Annotated in this window: 18 protein-coding genes; 9 read left to right on the top strand and 9 right to left on the bottom strand. The window is 37.1% G+C overall.

All coding sequences use genetic code 11. The features are described from left to right. Positions 1–205: 205 nt before the first annotated feature. Positions 206–1849 carry an L-glutamate gamma-semialdehyde dehydrogenase gene (gene pruA, locus I6U49_RS14815; RefSeq protein ID WP_193711551.1) on the bottom strand — a complete coding sequence of 548 codons (1644 nt, stop codon included), beginning with the start codon at positions 1847–1849 and terminating at the stop codon, positions 206–208. 139 nt (positions 1850–1988) lie between these two features. On the opposite strand from pruA, the gene I6U49_RS14810 reads away from it, so the two are divergent. Then, a complete protein-coding gene (locus I6U49_RS14810) occupies positions 1989–2705 on the top strand; it encodes an NRDE family protein (RefSeq protein ID WP_198629416.1) in 717 nt (238 codons plus the stop codon). On the opposite strand, the gene apaG is transcribed toward I6U49_RS14810, so the two are convergent. From apaG to I6U49_RS14795, 3 genes are read right to left on the bottom strand one after another with little or no spacing between them, the layout of a single operon-like run. Then, positions 2702–3088, bottom strand: coding sequence for a Co2+/Mg2+ efflux protein ApaG (apaG, locus tag I6U49_RS14805; RefSeq protein WP_193711549.1), 387 nt, complete (start codon positions 3086–3088; stop codon positions 2702–2704). The two genes, I6U49_RS14810 and apaG, sit on opposite strands and share 4 nt — an antisense overlap. A gap of 2 nt (positions 3089–3090) precedes the next feature. Beyond that, entirely contained in the window at positions 3091–4173 is a 1083-nt protein-coding gene (locus tag I6U49_RS14800) for a DUF3667 domain-containing protein (RefSeq protein ID WP_198629415.1), read from the bottom strand. 30 nt (positions 4174–4203) lie between these two features. Beyond that, entirely contained in the window at positions 4204–5457 is a 1254-nt protein-coding gene (locus I6U49_RS14795) for a type IX secretion system plug protein (protein WP_198629414.1), read from the bottom strand. Positions 5458–5626: 169 nt separating this feature from the next. On the opposite strand from I6U49_RS14795, the gene I6U49_RS14790 reads away from it, so the two are divergent. From I6U49_RS14790 to I6U49_RS14755, 8 genes are all read left to right on the top strand, one after another. Then, on the top strand, positions 5627–6970 hold the full coding sequence (locus I6U49_RS14790; RefSeq protein WP_198629413.1) for a Na(+)-translocating NADH-quinone reductase subunit A: 1344 nt from the start codon (positions 5627–5629) through the stop codon (positions 6968–6970). Positions 6971–6984: 14 nt separating this feature from the next. Then, entirely contained in the window at positions 6985–8166 is a 1182-nt protein-coding gene (locus I6U49_RS14785) for an NADH:ubiquinone reductase (Na(+)-transporting) subunit B (RefSeq protein ID WP_198629412.1), read from the top strand. Between the two features lie 2 nt (positions 8167–8168). Then, the gene (locus I6U49_RS14780; RefSeq protein WP_198629411.1) at positions 8169–8912 is read left to right on the top strand and encodes a Na(+)-translocating NADH-quinone reductase subunit C; all 744 of its coding nucleotides are present in this window, start codon (positions 8169–8171) and stop codon (positions 8910–8912) included. A 2-nt stretch (positions 8913–8914) separates the two neighbouring features. Further along, positions 8915–9661 carry an NADH:ubiquinone reductase (Na(+)-transporting) subunit D gene (locus tag I6U49_RS14775; protein WP_193711543.1) on the top strand — a complete coding sequence of 249 codons (747 nt, stop codon included), beginning with the start codon at positions 8915–8917 and terminating at the stop codon, positions 9659–9661. Positions 9662–9690: 29 nt separating this feature from the next. Beyond that, positions 9691–10305, top strand: coding sequence for an NADH:ubiquinone reductase (Na(+)-transporting) subunit E (gene nqrE / locus I6U49_RS14770; RefSeq protein WP_193711542.1), 615 nt, complete (start codon positions 9691–9693; stop codon positions 10303–10305). Positions 10306–10321: 16 nt separating this feature from the next. After that, a complete protein-coding gene (nqrF, locus tag I6U49_RS14765; RefSeq protein WP_193711541.1) occupies positions 10322–11608 on the top strand; it encodes an NADH:ubiquinone reductase (Na(+)-transporting) subunit F in 1287 nt (428 codons plus the stop codon). 48 nt (positions 11609–11656) lie between these two features. Further along, positions 11657–12013: a Na(+)-translocating NADH-quinone reductase subunit F gene (locus I6U49_RS14760; RefSeq protein WP_193711540.1), complete on the top strand. Its 357-nt coding sequence runs from the start codon at positions 11657–11659 to the stop codon at positions 12011–12013. A gap of 64 nt (positions 12014–12077) precedes the next feature. Further along, a complete protein-coding gene (locus I6U49_RS14755) occupies positions 12078–13091 on the top strand; it encodes an FAD:protein FMN transferase (protein ID WP_198629410.1) in 1014 nt (337 codons plus the stop codon). Here the strand turns inward: I6U49_RS14755 and I6U49_RS14750 are convergent. From I6U49_RS14750 to I6U49_RS14730, 5 genes are read right to left on the bottom strand one after another with little or no spacing between them, the layout of a single operon-like run. Beyond that, complete coding sequence (locus I6U49_RS14750) at positions 13088–13855, bottom strand: class I SAM-dependent methyltransferase (protein ID WP_198629409.1); 768 nt, start codon at positions 13853–13855, stop codon at positions 13088–13090. The two genes, I6U49_RS14755 and I6U49_RS14750, sit on opposite strands and share 4 nt — an antisense overlap. Before the next feature lie 20 nt (positions 13856–13875). After that, complete coding sequence (locus I6U49_RS14745) at positions 13876–14439, bottom strand: HNH endonuclease (protein ID WP_193711537.1); 564 nt, start codon at positions 14437–14439, stop codon at positions 13876–13878. Next, positions 14423–15247, bottom strand: a complete 825-nt coding sequence (map, locus tag I6U49_RS14740; protein WP_198629408.1) for a type I methionyl aminopeptidase — start codon at positions 15245–15247, stop codon at positions 14423–14425. Before map ends, I6U49_RS14745 begins: the two co-directional genes overlap by 17 nt. Before the next feature lie 9 nt (positions 15248–15256). Then, positions 15257–15664 carry a BT0820 family HAD-type phosphatase gene (locus tag I6U49_RS14735; RefSeq protein ID WP_198629407.1) on the bottom strand — a complete coding sequence of 136 codons (408 nt, stop codon included), beginning with the start codon at positions 15662–15664 and terminating at the stop codon, positions 15257–15259. 47 nt (positions 15665–15711) lie between these two features. Then, complete coding sequence (locus tag I6U49_RS14730; protein WP_198629406.1) at positions 15712–16245, bottom strand: thioredoxin family protein; 534 nt, start codon at positions 16243–16245, stop codon at positions 15712–15714.

Raw genomic sequence — 16245 nt, 5'->3', positions numbered from 1 at the left:
GTATTTTCTTTTAATTCGGTGAAGGGTTCTTTAATTCGTTAAAATGATTTCAATATGATTAAAAATTATGTTAATTGTATGTATATATTATTTTTTATGTCCTTTAGTTGGTATTTGTAGTTTAGAAAGTTTGAAAAAAACTAAAAAAAAGAGTCGCAACATTATTTGCTGCGACTCTTAATTGGTGAACTATATTTCTTACAAATTATTCTCCCATAAAAGGATATCTGTAATCGGTGGCCGGAACAAAAGTTTCTTTAATGAGCCTCACAGAAATCCATCTCATCAGGTTCATTTTAGAGCCTGCCTTGTCGTTAGTTCCGCTGGATCTTGCACCTCCAAAGGGCTGTTGGCCAACAACCGCTCCTGTGGGTTTGTCATTAATGTAGAAGTTACCGGCAGCATTTTGCAGTAGGTCGGTTGCCTTTGCGGCGGCATAACGGTCTCCTGATATAATTGCTCCTGTAAGCGCATACATACTTGTGTTATCTACAGTTTCACAAATATCTACCCATTTTTTATCGTCAAAGTTCTTGTCGTCATACACATAGATGGTTACAACCGGACCAAAAAGTTCGGTTTCCATGGTGGTATAATGCGGATCTGTGGTTAGAATTACAGTTGGTTCGATAAAATACCCTTTAGATTTGTCGTAATTTCCACCAACCACAATCTCGGCTTTTTCGTCTTTTTTAGCTTTATCAATATAACTTGCGAGTTTATCAAATGAAGCCTCGTGTATAACTGCATTGATAAAGTTGCTCATATCCTCTGGGGATCCCATTTTAAAAGATTCTACATCCTCTACAACAAAATCCTTTATCTCTGGCCAAAGGCTTTTAGGAAGGTAAACCCTTGAAGCAGCACTACATTTTTGCCCCTGGTATTCAAATGCACCTCGGGAAATAGCGGTTGCAACTTGTTTTGGATTAGCAGTTGGATGAGCAAGGATAAAATCTTTTCCTCCTGTTTCTCCTACAATTCTTGGATAAGATTTATAGTTTCTAATATTTTTTCCAACTTTTTCCCAAATACCTTTAAAGACATCGGTGCTTCCGGTAAAATGAATTCCGGCAAAATCTGGGCTGGCAAGAACAGTATCGGTTACCATTTCCGGATCTCCGTTCACCATATTGATAACTCCGTCGGGAACACCGGCTTCTTTAAAAACTTCCATCAATATCTGTGCAGAAAGCATCTGGCTATCACTAGGCTTCCAAACCGTTACATTTCCCATAAGGGCAGCACTGGAAGGAAGGTTTCCGGCGATAGCTGTAAAGTTAAATGGAGTGATAGCATATACAAAGCCTTCAAGAGGTCTATATTCTACGCGGTTCCAGTTACCATCAGAAGAAATTGGTTGTTCATTATAAAGTTCGCTCATAAACTCTACATTGAAGCGTAAAAAGTCGCAAATTTCTGCAGCTGAATCGATCTCGGCCTGGTAAATATTTTTTGATTGGCCAATCATAGTTGCGGCATTCATTTTTTGCCTATATGGTCCCGAGATAAGATCGGCTGCTTTTAAGAAAACGGCAGCACGTTGCTCCCATTCAAGTTTTGCCCATTTCTTTCTGGCTTCCAGTGCTTCTTCAATAGCTTTTTCAACATGCTTCTTTTGGGCTAGATGGTAAGTACCTGCCTGGTGTTGATGATCGTGAGGAGGATTAATGGTTTTGGTATCTCCGGTTTTAATTTCCTCAGATCCAATATATAGAGGAACTTCTGTGTTAGCGTTCCAAAGATCTTTATAAGTGAGTAAAACTTCTTCCCTTTCCGGGGTGCCCGGAGCATAAGATTTTACTGGTTCGTTAATCGCTTTTGGAACGTGAAAAAAACCTTTTCCCATAGTTATTTTGTATTTTTTGGATTTTTAAATTTTGTGTGTTTAAAGTTAAAAAAAATAGGTGATTTTTAATTACTCTAAATGAGCATTTAAGAAAGCTTAACTATTTTAGTGAAAGCAGTAATTTTATTAAGAAAAATTTATGTGCACAATTAGTATTACGCCGCATTTTAGAAATAAAAATGGCTTTGTTTTAACATCTAATAGGGATGAAGCCAGTAAAAGAGAAACGTATATGCCGAAATTTAAAACCCTGGTAGACCAGAAATTGCTTTTTCCTGAAGATGCGGTAGCTGGTGGTAGTTGGATTGGTATAAGCCAGAGAAGAAGGGTTTTATGCCTAATGAATGGAGGTTATGTTTCGCATAAACGGCAAAATTACTACAGAAAGAGTAGGGGGTTGGTCCTAATAGATTGGCTTGTTGCCGGTAATATTGAAAGTGAAATACAAGACTATAATTTAAAAGATATAGAGCCTTTTACAGTAGTGATAGTAGATTGGTCTTCAGAATTATTTTTTGCGGAATTTGTGTGGGATGCCAGCCAGAAGCATTTTAAGAAATTACCTTTAAAACCACAAATTTGGTCTTCATCTCCATTATATACTTCAGAAATGAAAGATCTTCGTAAGACCTGGTTTGAAGACTTTCAGAACAGGCAAAATCTTTCAGCTAAAAATATATGGGACTTTCATCATGCTGCAGGAGAGAATAATAAAGAGGTGGGTTTAATTATGGATAGGGGGTTTGTGAAGACCAAAAGTATCTCTCAAATAGAATTTATGCCGGGGAAGTTGACTTTTAAATATGAAGATCTCGAGAAAAATCGGCTTGAAATTAAAGAATTTCAGGGACTTTAATTTACAGCAAAAGGAGCGCTTAATTTAAAGGTTGGGATTTTTACTTTAAATTTTTGGGTTGAAGTGAAGCTTACCATATTGTAATATCCGCTCATAGAACCAAATGGCGAGTTTAGAAGGCAGCCGCTTTGGTAGGTGTGTGATTCACCGGGCTTTAAAACCGGTTTTTGGCCTATAACTCCTTCGCCTTTTACAATTTCGGTATGATTTAGGGCGTCTTTTATTTCCCAAAAGCGAGAAGTTAATTGCACTGAGTCGTTACTTTGATTTTCTATGGTGATATGATAAGAAAAAGCAAAACGAGAGTCTGGGCTTCTTAATAGTGTGCCTTCAAAGTTGGTTTTAACCGAAATCTTTATTCCTCTTGTAACTTGTTGAACCATAATTAATAAATTGCAAAAGATGCCAGTATCGAAATAATTGTTGCAACTCCTGCTAAAATAAAAAATATAAAGTTTAGGAGTGCGAACTTTACAATGGTTTTAACACGCCTTTGTTCATAAAAATTACGCATCGCCTTGTATAAATAGAAGGGGAAAATCAGGTTTGCAATAGTAAATGCCCAGTTCTCGAAAACATAATCTAATAATAACGCCAGGGCATAAACTATAAAAAAGGTGGTTTGTACATGAAAAGCAAAAATTAAATGCTCCATATAATTAAAAGGCCTTCTTACATATAACAGCCAGATGAATAATGCGAATACCGGTAAATAAAAGAAGATGATAAAAGGTAATTTGTTGACAAAGTAATTAAAGAATAGTCCGGGATTGTTTTTTACAGTGTTCCAGTCTACTGCTTTTTTGTATAACCAATGATTGTAATTTGTTTGCGGATAAGAAAGGCTGTCCATGGCAGTTTCTGCACTTCTTATAGATTTTTCTTTATAAAACCGCGAAAAGATGTTGAATTTTTTATTTCCTGCTTTCAAATAACTCAGGGTGTCCAGTTCTCCGGAAGGAACATAAATTTCTTTATAGGATTTTAAATTTCGTTGTTTTTGTTTCTGGGTAATTGAGTCTAAATTCAGGTTGCCCATAGGGGTGGCTACGAGTTTGGGTATATTTGCATCTATACTATCTTTTTCAATTTCCCGGGCAACTTCATCGGCATCAGGAATTGGTTGAATGTTGTCAAAAGAATTAGTGAAACCCCAAATTAAAAAGAAAATAATCGAGGAACTTAAGTAGAATCGGAAAGGGTTTGCGTAGCACATTCGCTTTCCTCTAATGTAGTCTTTTGAGATTTTTCCCGGGGAAAATAGTAATACCCTTAAAGTTCTTTGAAAGCGGGAATCGTAAGCTAGTAGACCTGAAAAAAATTCAGAAAAAAAATCGTCGAATTTTAATTTTTTGGTGCTATTTGATTGTCCGCAATTTGGGCAGTACCTATCACTTTTGTCTAATGGGAATTCACAGTTTAAACATTTGGTGCCCCTATATTTAAGATCAAATCTATTGCTTGCCATTTTTCATGAGGAGTTGAGTTGGTTAGGCTCTTAATTTGTAATTGAGGTAGAATTCGCTGTTCCTGTGCCTATTAATCGGTCGTATCTGGCGCCCGGGCTTCGATAATAAATCAAAACCTGATAGGAGTTTTCGGTTTCATCAAAATTACCGCTAAAGAAACCTTCATCAATTGTTCCGTCAGTGCGTTTTAAGACATATTTGTAATTGTAAAATCCTTGTTTAAAAAGTCTTGCCCCTTCGTAAAGATCAGAATTTTTGTTGTAAGTAAGGCGAGTACTTTTGTCTAAATTAAAATTATTAAAAGCTCCATAAATATGAACCTCACCTCTGTTTAACTCTGAGTAATTTTCAAGTTTAAAATGCACCCAAACATACTCGGCTTCAATGGAAGGGTTTTCTGCCGGGATGCTTCTTATTAGAAATTGGCCGTTAATATCGGGGTTGTAGGTGTAAGGTTCGTTAGACCTGGTACGATCTGTAAATAAATAATGATGATATAAATCTTTTAATGCAATCTGGCTAATATCTGCGGTAGAGGCTCTTAGTTCTTTATTGTCAAACTGAATATATTCATTGCCGCCCCAAAATGCCGTTTTGGCATCGTAACGGTATACCAAATCATTGCCTATGGTGTATTGGGGCTCAATGTCTTTAATTGCTGTTTTTAAGTTGTGGTTTTTGGTAATAAGGACTTTTACATTGTTTTCTGGATTTTTAAGCAGTAAGTCCGGAGATTCAATAGTGAAATTTACTACTTGTTTTTCGTTTATAAACTCCAGGTTTCTTGAGCGTCTAAGATTGATTTTGGCCTGGGCTAAATTTTCGTAAACCATAAATTTCCTGGAAAAAACCAACTCTTTTTCACTGTTAAAGATTTTGATCATGTAATTTCCGCTTACTTTAAAACCCCCGGTATCGTCATTAGGGATCTCTAGCTTGTAATGGGAAAATGCCTGAAGTGTGTTGTAGGAATTTAGATAGTTAAAAATTCTTATATCGTCAAAACCCTGTAAATATTCGCTTTTTGCTAATTGCGTGGGGGACCAGTCGTAATTGTAATGTTCTATGGTGTAATAATAATCGGCTTCATCACCAATAATATCATCAAACTCTAAAATTAAAGACTCTCCCAATTTTAAGACAGGGTTTCCATAGGTGTTTTTGTCCTGTCCTGATAGTTGAATACTTCTAATATAGTTTGGAGGAAGCGTTTCCTGTGCAACCTGGGCGGTTATTGCCAGTGGTGTAATGAGTAGGAATAGGACTGATAGAGTAGTTTTCATTAAAATAGAATCTGCACAAATGTAAGTACAAATATTATTCTATAATTTTTAACATTTCACTTTAACAGTTTTAAATGCTTAAAAATCTTTGGTTTCATGGGAAAAGTGTGGTTTAAATTCCTAAATTTGCACCACTCAAAACAAAAATTTTTAACATACACTCCATCCTATGTCAAAAGGCATTCGAATTAAAAGAGGATTATCTCTAAGATTAGAAGGGGAAGCGGAAAAAGAGCTTGTAAAAGCTCCAAGGTCTAAAACCTACGCAATTAAACCGCCAGATTTTCACGCTTTGGTACCAAAAATGGTTTTAAAAGAAGGGGCTAAGGTCCTCGCCGGCGATGAACTTTTCTTCTCAAAATACACCGATGAATTACGTTTTACCAGTCCTGTAAGTGGCGTGCTTAAGCAAATTAAGCGTGGTGAAAAGCGTAAAATCATGGAAGTTATTATAGAGGCCGATCCGGAAGACACTTACAAAGATTTTGGAAAAATGGACGCTGCTTCATCTGATGCTGAAGCTGTAAAACAACGCATTCTAGAAAGTGGTTGTGGTGCATTTATTAATCAACGGCCTTACGATATCGTAGCTGATCCTAAAGATACGCCAAAAGCTATCTTTATTTCTGCGGTAAGCACTGCCCCTTTAGCTCCAGATTGGGGCTTTATTTTAAAAGACAGGTTAGCTGCTTTTCAGGAAGGTATAAATGCGCTTAAAAAGCTAACGCCGGGTAAAGTGCATCTGGGAGTAGATGCCAGTTCTGCTCAATATTTAAAGGATATTGAAGGGGTTGAGCTGCATAATGTAAAAGGACCACATCCTGCAGGAAATGTTGGAGTTCAAATTCATGAAATAGACCCAATTAATCAAGGGGATAGGGTTTGGACTGTAAAACCTGAAGATGTGAGTATAATAGGTAATGTTTTTCTAACAGGAAATTATATTGCTGATAGAACCGTTGCCGTAACAGGTAGTGAAGCTGCTAATCGTAAGTATTTTTCAACAAAAATTGGAGCTGAAGTTTCGGCCCTTATTCAAAAGGTTGATGAAGATGTACGTATTATCTCTGGGAATGTCCTTACCGGATTAAAAATAGCCTATAATCAACACATAAGTTTCTTTTCGAACGAAGTAACACTTATTCCGGAAGGAAATAAGTATAGGGCCTTTGGTTGGTTGCCATTTACCTATAACAATATACACTCAAATTCAAAAACTTCTTTGTCTTGGTTGTTTCCAAACAGGAAGTTTAAGCCTACTACCAATTTGAATGGAGAGGAAAGAGCACTTGTGGTAACCGGTGAAATGGAAGAGGTTTTGCCTATGGATATTTATCCTATGCAGCTAATTAAAGCCTGTATGGCCGGTGATATTGAAAAGATGGAAAATCTTGGGATTTACGAAGTAGCTCCGGAAGATTTTGCTTTAGTAGAGTATGTGAATACGTCCAAGATAGAAATTCAGGATGTGATTCGTCTTGGTTTGGATTTAATGATTACTGAAGTAGGTTAAAAAGCAGTAGAATTATGGAATGGATTAGACAAAAATTAGATAAAATAAAAGAGCCTTTTGCGCCAGGGAAAAAATATGAGAAGTATGCGCCTGCAGTAAATGCTATCGATACTTTCTTATTTACCCCAAATCATACTACGCAAAAAGGAGCTCATATTCGTGACGCAGTAGATTTAAAACGTACTATGATTACGGTGGTACTTGCCCTTATTCCAGCGCTTATTTTTGGGATGTGGAATGCAGGTCACCAACACTTCACTCAATTAGGTGGTGATTTTACCTTTTGGGATGCATTTGCTCACGGGGCATTGAAAATCGTACCTATGATCGTTGTTTCGTATGCGGTTGGATTAGGTATCGAGTTTGCTTTTGCAATCTTTAGAGGGCATGAGGTAAACGAAGGTTATCTGGTAACAGGATTGCTAATACCAATGATTATGCCTGTAGATTTTCCACTTTGGATGTTGGCATTGTCTGTAGTATTTGCAGTTCTTGTTGGTAAGGAAGCATTTGGAGGTACTGGGATGAATATTCTTAACCCTGCACTTACAGCAAGGGCCTTTGCCTTTTTTGCTTACCCAACTTATATGTCTGGTAATCAGGTTTGGGTTAGCGAAGCAAGTACCGTAGATGCTATTTCGGGAGAAACAATTCTTGGTAGTTTAGCTGCCGGGGAAAATGCAAGTTATAGCATGATGGATATGTTCTACGGATTTATTCCGGGATCGGTGGCTGAGACTTCAACACTTTTTATTCTTTTGGGAGCATTACTTTTAATATTAACAAAAGTAGGAAGCTGGAGAATTATATTAAGTGCGTTTATTGGTGCAGCGGTTATGGGACTAATATTCAACGCCCTTCCTTCAATGGGGGTTGCAGGTAATGAGCTTACAAACTTTCCTTGGTACGGTCACTTAATTATTGGTGGTCTTGCATTTGGTATTGTGTTTATGGCTACAGACCCTGTGTCGGCTGCGCAAACTATGAAAGGAAAATGGATTTATGGATTTTTAATAGGTTTTCTTTCGGTTATGATTAGGGTGTTTAACCCTGCATACCCAGAAGGGGTAATGTTGGGAATCTTGTTAATGAACGTATTTGCGCCAACGATAGATCACTACGTAATTCAGTCGAATATCAAACGTAGAAAAAAGAGAATTGAATCCGCTAAGACACAGGTAAAAACAGCAGTTTAGTTATGGAAGAAAAATCAGTAAATAAGACAAATAGTAACGGTTATACGTTTCTTTTTGCAGTGATTATGGTGTTGGTTGTAGCTTCGGTACTGGCTTTTACAGCTACCTCGCTCCAGCCTATTCAAAAAGAGAACGTTCGCCAGGAAAAAATGCAAAGTATTCTAGCTACTATTGGAGTTGAAACCGATAGAGCAGGAGCTGAAGAGCTTTACAATCAATATATTACTGAAGCATTAACCCTGGATCAAAATGGAGAGGTAAAAGAAGATGTAGATGCTTTTACGGTAGATTTGGCCAAAGAGCTGAAACGACCTGTAGAGGAACAAAACTATCCGTTATATATCGCAAATTACGAAGGATCTAAATATTATATCGTTCCTTTAAGGGGTAACGGACTTTGGAATGCTATCTTTGGATATGTTTCTTTAAAAGACGATGTAAACACCATTAAAGGTGCTACGTTCGATCACCTTGGTGAAACTCCGGGTCTAGGTGCAGAAATTACCAAAGAATGGTTTAAAGAGAGTTTTACAAACGAGAAAATTTTTGATAGTAATGGTAATTTAATTGGTGTATCTGTTGTAAAAGGGGATATAGATCCTTCAGATAAAGACGATAATAAGGTAGATGCTATCTCTGGGGCTACGATTACCGGAGACGGAGTATCTGATATGATTTCTGAAAGACTTCAACGTTATCTGCCTTACTTCAAACAGCAAACAGAAATTAAAGTTGCAACTAAGTAATTATGGCTACAGAGAAAAAAAATATTTCAGAAGCGAAGGAAGCCAAGAAGAAAGATATGATCCTTTTTCTATCTAGTTCAGAAGAGAAAGAACATTTCCTTTCTAAAGGTAATAGAAAATTATTGTCAGATCCTTTAGACGATAATAACCCAATTACGGTACAGGTATTGGGTATTTGTTCGGCATTGGCAATTACGGTACAATTAGAACCCGCTGTGGTTATGTCTATTGCCGTGGTATTTGTAATGGCGTTTAGTAACATTATTGTTTCTATGCTGCGTAACTTAATTCCAAGTAGAATTAGAATTATTGTGCAACTTGTGGTAGTGGCATCACTGGTGGTTTTGGTAGACCAGGTACTTAAAGCTTATGCTTATGATGTAAGTAAACAGCTTTCGGTATTTATTGGACTTATTATTACCAACTGTATTGTGATGGGACGTTTAGAAGCCTTTGCCTTAGGAAACGGAGTTTACAAATCTTTCCTTGATGGTGTAGGGAATGCCGCAGGTTATGGTTTAATTCTTATAATCGTAGCATTTTTCCGTGAACTTTTAGGTTCAGGTAAGTTATTTGGCTATGAGGTTTTAGGACATAAAGCAGCAACGCTTGCTGATTCAACAGGCTTATACGCTTTAGGATACGAAAACAACGGACTTATGTTACTTTCCCCAATGGCACTAATTGTAGTTGGATTGCTAATTTGGGTACAACGAGCCAGAAACCGTAAACTAATAGAAGAGAACTAAAAGCACAACAGCTTTAATAAAATTAAATTATGGAATTAGTAAACTTATTTGTTAGAAGTATTTTCATAGAAAATATGATTTTTGCCTACTTCTTAGGGATGTGTTCCTATTTAGCAGTGTCAAAAACCGTGAAAACAGCTGTTGGATTAGGTGCGGCGGTAATTTTCGTACTTACTATTACGGTACCAATTAACTACTTGCTGGATAACTACCTGTTAAGACCGGGAGCCTTGCAATGGCTTGGTGCAGAATATGCCGATGTAGACCTTAGCTTTTTAAGCTTTATCATGTTTATTGCTGTAATTGCTTCTATGGTACAATTAGTAGAGATGATTGTTGAAAAATTCGCTCCTGCTTTATATGGTGCTCTAGGTATTTTCTTACCTCTTATTGCTGTAAACTGTGCTATTCTTGGAGGATCGCTTTTTATGCAACAAAAAGATTTTGGAGCTATAACAGAAGCTGTAACCTATGGGTTTGGTAGTGGAATTGGATGGTTCCTGGCAATTCTTGGTATTGCAGCTATTCGAGAGAAGATAGCCTACTCTAATGTGCCTGCTCCATTAAAAGGTTTGGGGATTACATTTATAATCACCGGACTTATGGCGCTAGGATTTATGAGTTTTATGGGAATTAAATTATAATCGCAAAAGAAAGATTATGACAGTTATTATAGCAAGTATAGTAGTATTTTTAGCATTGATACTCATTTTGGTTTCTGTGTTGCTGGGAGCAAAGGCAAAATTAGCACCTTCGGGCCCGGTTACCATTAATGTAAATGGGGAAAAAGATATGGAAGTAGGTTCTGGAGGAACATTGCTTTCAACTTTAGGAGATAATAAACTATTTTTACCTTCAGCCTGTGGTGGTGGTGGAACCTGTGTACAGTGTAAATGTATTGTAAAAGAAGGTGGCGGTGCTATCCTTCCTACCGAAGAGCCACATTTTACCCGTAAAGAAATCGCACAGGGATGGCGATTGGGTTGCCAGGTAAAGGTGAAAGAGGATATGAAAATCACCATTCCGGAAGAAGTATTCGGAATTAAAAAATGGGAAGCTACCGTAGTTAGAAATTATAATGTAGCATCTTTTATTAAGGAGTTTGTTGTTGAAATTCCTGAAGATATGGATTATAAGGCCGGTGGTTATATTCAAATTGAAATTCCTAAGTGTGAGGTTAAGTTTAGTGATATGGATATCACTGCTCACCCTGAAGAACACGATACACCAGATATGTTTGAGGCAGAGTGGGATAAATTTAAACTTCGTCCACTGGTAATGAAAAACCCTGAAACAGTAGAAAGAGCTTATTCTATGGCCTCTTATCCTGCTGAAGGACGTGAGATTATGCTTAACGTACGTGTAGCCACGCCGCCATGGGATAGAGCAAAAGATACCTGGATGGATGTAAACCCGGGGATAGCTTCTTCTTATATTTTCTCAAGGAAAAAAGGAGACAAGGTAATTATCTCTGGTCCTTATGGAGAATTCTTTATTAACCATAGTGAAGCAGAAATGCTTTATGTAGGTGGTGGTGCCGGGATGGCGCCAATGCGTTCTCACCTTTACCATTTGTTCCGTACCCTTAAAACCGGTAGAAAAGTTACTTATTGGTATGGTGGGCGTTCTAAGAGAGAATTATTCTATATAGAGCACTTTAGAGCTTTGGAAAAAGATTTCCCGAACTTCCGTTTCTACCTTGCGCTTTCTGAACCTATGGAGGAAGACAATTGGAAAGTGAAGAAAAGTTTGGACGATGAAGGAGATGGATTCGTTGGCTTTATTCACCAGGTTGTAATAGATAATTATTTAAGTCATCACGAAGAGCCGGAAGATATTGAATTATACTTCTGTGGACCGCCGTTAATGAACAAAGCCGTTCAGAAAATGGGTGAAGATTTCGGAATGCCGCCGGAAAACATCAGGTTTGATGATTTTGGAGGTTAATAAAAACAGAATCCCGCTTTTTACAGCGGGATTTTTTATTTTTGCACTATGGCGAAATTAAATGATCAGGAGTTACATAATCTTGCAATGAATATTGTGGGTAAGGAACTTGAAGAACAGGGCTATGAATTTCTTGGGGTGAATAGTGAAATACAAAAAGACCCACAATTCGTCGCTTTAAAAAACAAAAAACTTCATTTTGTAATTGTTCGTGCAATAGAATACCCACATAACCCCAAAGAGTATGATATGGCATTCCTGCAATCTATTAAAGACCATGCTATAAAATTTAAAGCCAGAACATTTTATGCAGGAGTGGGACTTGCCAATTCTGCCGATTATGAAAAACCTGTGATGCATGGCGAAGCTTATGTGGTTAATTATGAAGGCTGGCAGGAAATTTAAGCGTATCATGCGCACTATTTAATATAACATATTCGTGGCATTCTATTTCTTCAATTTTTTATAAATGAAAAACGTAATTTTTCCCTTACTTCTTATTTTTCTACTCATTTCCTGTAAAAATAAGGCCCCCCAGGCAAATACATATACCGGAAATGCCCTTGGAACAAGCTACCAGGTAAAATATTTTTCTTCGGAAAATTTTAATATCGAAAAGGCTTTAGATTCTATTTTTGAAGTAATAAATGTTTCAATGAGCACCTACCGGGGTGATTCTGATATTTCCCGTATTAATGATACTGGTGAAAATGTGGAAGTTGACGTTCATTTCAAAAATGTATTCAACTATTCTAAACAGATTTTTAAAGAAAGCAAGGGCTATTTTGATCCAACGGTGGGTAGTTTGGTAAATGCTTATGGATTTGGACCAGATAAGCCGCTAAATGAGCCAAACCAGACCGTTTTAGATTCTATAAGGGAATTTGTAGGTTTTGAAAAGATAAACTTAACCGAGACGAACAGGATTAAAAAAGAAAATCCACGAATTTTTATAGATTTTAATGCGATAGCCAAAGGGTATACCATAGATGTTATTGCTGAATATTTGGATGCAAATAACGTGGAAAATTATCTTATTGAACTTGGGGGAGAGTTGGTTGCCAAAGGGCAAAATCTAGAGCGAGAATCTCCCTGGATGGTAGCAATAGATAATCCGGAGCAAACGGATGCTGAACGAACTTTACAAACTGTTCTTGCGCTTAAAAACCGTGCGATGGCAACTTCAGGAAATTATAGAAAATTCAGAATAGACAGTCTTACGGGGAATCGCTATGTACACACTATAAATCCCTTAAACGGCAAAGCTGAAAAAAGCAATTTGCTTAGCGCATCTGTACTTGCTGAAAACTGTACCCTGGCCGATGGCTACGCCACCGCTTTTATGGCATTAGGCTATGAAAAATCTTTAGAAATGCTGGAAGAACTTGATAATGTAGATGTGTATTTTATTTATGTAGATGATGCGAAAAGTATTCGGGTTTTTACTTCAAACGGATTTGAGGAAGCTTTGGTAGAAGATTAATTTTTATAACAAACCGGAATAACTTCTCCTTTGGCAAGACGGTATTTATCTATTGTTTCAGTAGATAATTGTTTGGTATAGTCAACTTCTTCAACCTTAAAACCAATGTTTCTTAATTTATCAAAATAGTCTCTGCCGTAGATTCTTACGTGATCGTATTGCCCAAAAATACGTTCCCGTTCTTCTCTATCAGTAATAGAATTATCTTCAAAAGTATTTTTCCGATTTAAATCCTGCGGAATTTGAAGTATAGCTGTACCGCCCGGTTTTAGGACCCTGTAAAGTTCCTGCATGGCCCTGTTATCGTCTGGAATATGTTCTAAAACATGGTTGCAGAGAATAAAATCAAATTCATTCTCTTTAAAAGGCAAATCACAAATATCTGCCTTTACATCGGCTAAAGGTGAATTTAAGTCGGTCGTTGTGTATTCCAGGTTTTTAAGCTTTCTAAAGCGTTTATAAAACGCCTGCTCGGGTGCAAAATGTAAGACTTTAAAGTCTTTACTGAAAAAATCAGTTTCATTTTTTAAATAAAGCCAAAGTAGGCGGTGTCTTTCCAGGGAAAGGGTAGAGGGGGAAAGTACATTTTCACGCTGCTTGATATACCCATAGGGCAAAAATTTAGAAAAGCTTTTGCCGTCTATAGGATCGGTATATTTGCTTCCGCGAAGCAAATACTTAAAAAATGGTTTTACCCAATAGCTTAATTTTATTAGGACAGGGCGGGGTACAGTATTTAAAACTACTTTAAAAAGTTTACTCATTTAAAGATTTATAAAGCGGTTTATACTTTAATGTCACCCCAGTTTTCACCAGATTTTATACGATAAAGTTGCATTTCTGAAACTCCAAACTGCTTAGCCAATACCTTAATTCTTGTTTTTCTTTTAGGATCTAAAAGTTTCTTTTTTAGAACCACTGCCTGGGCATAGGTGAGTTTAGAATAGGTTACTACCTGACGTAACTTTCTTTTTCGTTTATTTTCTTTTACCAATGGGCTGTTATGCTGGTGTTTTACCCATTCGTCTGGCGTGGTCCAGGCCAGGTTTTCTACACGATTGTCGTCTTTCTTAAAGTTTTTATGAATTACATATTTGTGCTCTTCTTTTTTTGTAAGAAAAAGTTCAGCTACAATACGATGTACATAGTAGGCTTTGTGCTTTCCGTTTTGCAGTCTGGGAGAAAAGCTGGTGTAGCCATTGGTGCGGCCTCCATTTATTAGTTCTCCTTCCGGGTATTGCACATAGCTAATTATTCTTCCATAATTAGATACTTCGTACACAAAACGATCCTGCCATTCTTCTTTATGGAGTTTTTTCCATATTTCGCCCCTATAATTCTTTATCATGGGCTTTTGCTTTAAACTCATCTTCTTCATCACTTTCAATCCCTAAAGCTTCATAAATATAATCAAAGGTAGATAATAATTGTGGTTTGCCATTTACTAGCGCCACATCATGTTCAAAATGCGCACTGGCTTTATTGTCGGCTGTTAAAATAGTCCAGCCATCTGGTAATTGTTTAATTCTTTTGGTTCCGAGGTTTATCATAGGTTCAATGGCTACAACCATTCCTTCTACAAATTTTTTTCCTCTTCCGCGTTTTCCATAATTTGGCATTTCAGGATCCTCATGCATGGTAGCTCCAAGGCCGTGCCCTACCAATTCCCTTACCACACCATAGCCACGGTCTTCTGTGTACTTTTGAATGGCATAACCAACATCTCCTACCCGGTTTCCTGCTTTAAACTCCCTTATTCCTACATAAAGTGATTCTTTAGTAGTTTTTAAGAGATCTTTTATTTCTTGTTTTACCTCACCAACTTCAAATGTATAAGCATGGTCACCGTAAAATCCGTTTTTTAGAGCACCACAATCTATAGAAATAATATCGCCTTCCTGCAAAGGGGTGTCATTGGGTATACCATGTACTACCTGGGCATTTGGGCTCATACAAAGCGAATTTGGGAAATCGTACATTCCTAAAAAGCCCGGTTCGGCACCGTGGTCACGAATAAATTCTTCTGCCATCTTATCAAGCTCTAAGGTGCTAATGCCGGGTTTAATATGGGGTGCGAGCATTCCCAGGGTTTTTGACACAATTAATGCGCTTTCCCGCATTAATTCAATTTCTTCAGGGGTTTTGGTGATTATCATATTCGTTATTTAAAATCGGCCTAAAAATCCGAATTTCTTCTTTTGTTTTTTGGGTTCGCTAAAAATCCTTCGGTCTTTTAATCTTTGATATATTTCACCCCATCCCCACATGCCGCCAATATTCCTATCATCTATAAAAATATCGGCCAGGATTTTTCTACTTATAGTCCGGTCCAAAACTTCTTCGGGATAGCTTTTGTTTACTGCATAAAATGTTATACCATTTTTCTTGCAAAACTTTACGGCTTCCTCTAGTTTATCTTCGGCTCTGTACGTCCATAAAATGAGCCTATGGCCATCTTCCTGTAGCTTTTTTAGCGTTTCAAATGCAAAGAGTTTTGGTTTTCCTATCTCAGGATACTTATTTTCTACAATTGTTCCGTCAAAATCTACGGCTATAGTTAACGTATGGGGCATGGTGCAAAATTAATAAGATTAACCGAATATCTATTCTTAGACTCCTATTATTCGGAGTAAGGGTCTGTGTATTCTTTATCTTCTACTATTGCAGCAATATCTTCCTCCAGACTTTTTATAGAATATTCTACAAAACGATTTACCTCTTTTCCATCTTTTAAAAATACAATGGTGGGTACGCGATGAATATTATATTCTTCGTCTAAATCGCCTGGTGCCTTTTTTCTATAATTTACCGCTATACTTGTAAGCTTTTCTTTATCGAACTCTACTAGATCCAATAGCTTGAAAAATTTTGGTACTTCATAGCGGCTGTCGCCACACCAGGTGCCCATAAAGAGAAGGATTTCATAATCGGCTATGTTTTCCTTTATCGCTTGTAAGCTTGCTTTTTTGGGCTCATAATTTTCGTAACCCGGGGTAAACCATCTTGAATAAGGCGGTTTTTCCAGATCGGCTTTGGTGAATTCACCTAAAAGCATTTTTTGTGAATTTATGTTTTCTGGTAGCTTTGTTTCCTCTGAAACTTCTCCTGTAGCTAGAAAAATTCCAAAAAACACTAACAATATTTTATTAAGCAT

It is taken from the genome of Salegentibacter maritimus (assembly GCF_016236915.1).
Taxonomy (GTDB): Bacteria; Bacteroidota; Bacteroidia; order Flavobacteriales; family Flavobacteriaceae; genus Salegentibacter; species Salegentibacter maritimus.
The sequence above is the reverse complement of the archived record's forward strand: the minus strand, read 5'-3'. Positions and strand labels throughout refer to the sequence as shown.

Bases quoted from the DNA above. Each gene is read 5' to 3' on its own strand.
- pruA (WP_193711551.1), bottom strand. From the start codon at position 1,849: ATGGGAAAAGGTTTTTTTCACGTTCCAAAAGCGATTAACGAACCAGTA.
- I6U49_RS14810 (WP_198629416.1), top strand. From the start codon at position 1,989: ATGTGCACAATTAGTATTACGCCGCATTTTAGAAATAAAAATGGCTTT.
- apaG (WP_193711549.1), bottom strand. From the start codon at position 3,088: ATGGTTCAACAAGTTACAAGAGGAATAAAGATTTCGGTTAAAACCAAC.
- I6U49_RS14800 (WP_198629415.1), bottom strand. From the start codon at position 4,173: ATGGCAAGCAATAGATTTGATCTTAAATATAGGGGCACCAAATGTTTA.
- I6U49_RS14795 (WP_198629414.1), bottom strand. From the start codon at position 5,457: ATGAAAACTACTCTATCAGTCCTATTCCTACTCATTACACCACTGGCA.
- I6U49_RS14790 (WP_198629413.1), top strand. From the start codon at position 5,627: ATGTCAAAAGGCATTCGAATTAAAAGAGGATTATCTCTAAGATTAGAA.
- I6U49_RS14785 (WP_198629412.1), top strand. From the start codon at position 6,985: ATGGAATGGATTAGACAAAAATTAGATAAAATAAAAGAGCCTTTTGCG.
- I6U49_RS14780 (WP_198629411.1), top strand. From the start codon at position 8,169: ATGGAAGAAAAATCAGTAAATAAGACAAATAGTAACGGTTATACGTTT.
- I6U49_RS14775 (WP_193711543.1), top strand. From the start codon at position 8,915: ATGGCTACAGAGAAAAAAAATATTTCAGAAGCGAAGGAAGCCAAGAAG.
- nqrE (WP_193711542.1), top strand. From the start codon at position 9,691: ATGGAATTAGTAAACTTATTTGTTAGAAGTATTTTCATAGAAAATATG.
- nqrF (WP_193711541.1), top strand. From the start codon at position 10,322: ATGACAGTTATTATAGCAAGTATAGTAGTATTTTTAGCATTGATACTC.
- I6U49_RS14760 (WP_193711540.1), top strand. From the start codon at position 11,657: ATGGCGAAATTAAATGATCAGGAGTTACATAATCTTGCAATGAATATT.
- I6U49_RS14755 (WP_198629410.1), top strand. From the start codon at position 12,078: ATGAAAAACGTAATTTTTCCCTTACTTCTTATTTTTCTACTCATTTCC.
- I6U49_RS14750 (WP_198629409.1), bottom strand. From the start codon at position 13,855: ATGAGTAAACTTTTTAAAGTAGTTTTAAATACTGTACCCCGCCCTGTC.
- I6U49_RS14745 (WP_193711537.1), bottom strand. From the start codon at position 14,439: ATGATAAAGAATTATAGGGGCGAAATATGGAAAAAACTCCATAAAGAA.
- map (WP_198629408.1), bottom strand. From the start codon at position 15,247: ATGATAATCACCAAAACCCCTGAAGAAATTGAATTAATGCGGGAAAGC.
- I6U49_RS14735 (WP_198629407.1), bottom strand. From the start codon at position 15,664: ATGCCCCATACGTTAACTATAGCCGTAGATTTTGACGGAACAATTGTA.
- I6U49_RS14730 (WP_198629406.1), bottom strand. From the start codon at position 16,245: ATGCTTAATAAAATATTGTTAGTGTTTTTTGGAATTTTTCTAGCTACA.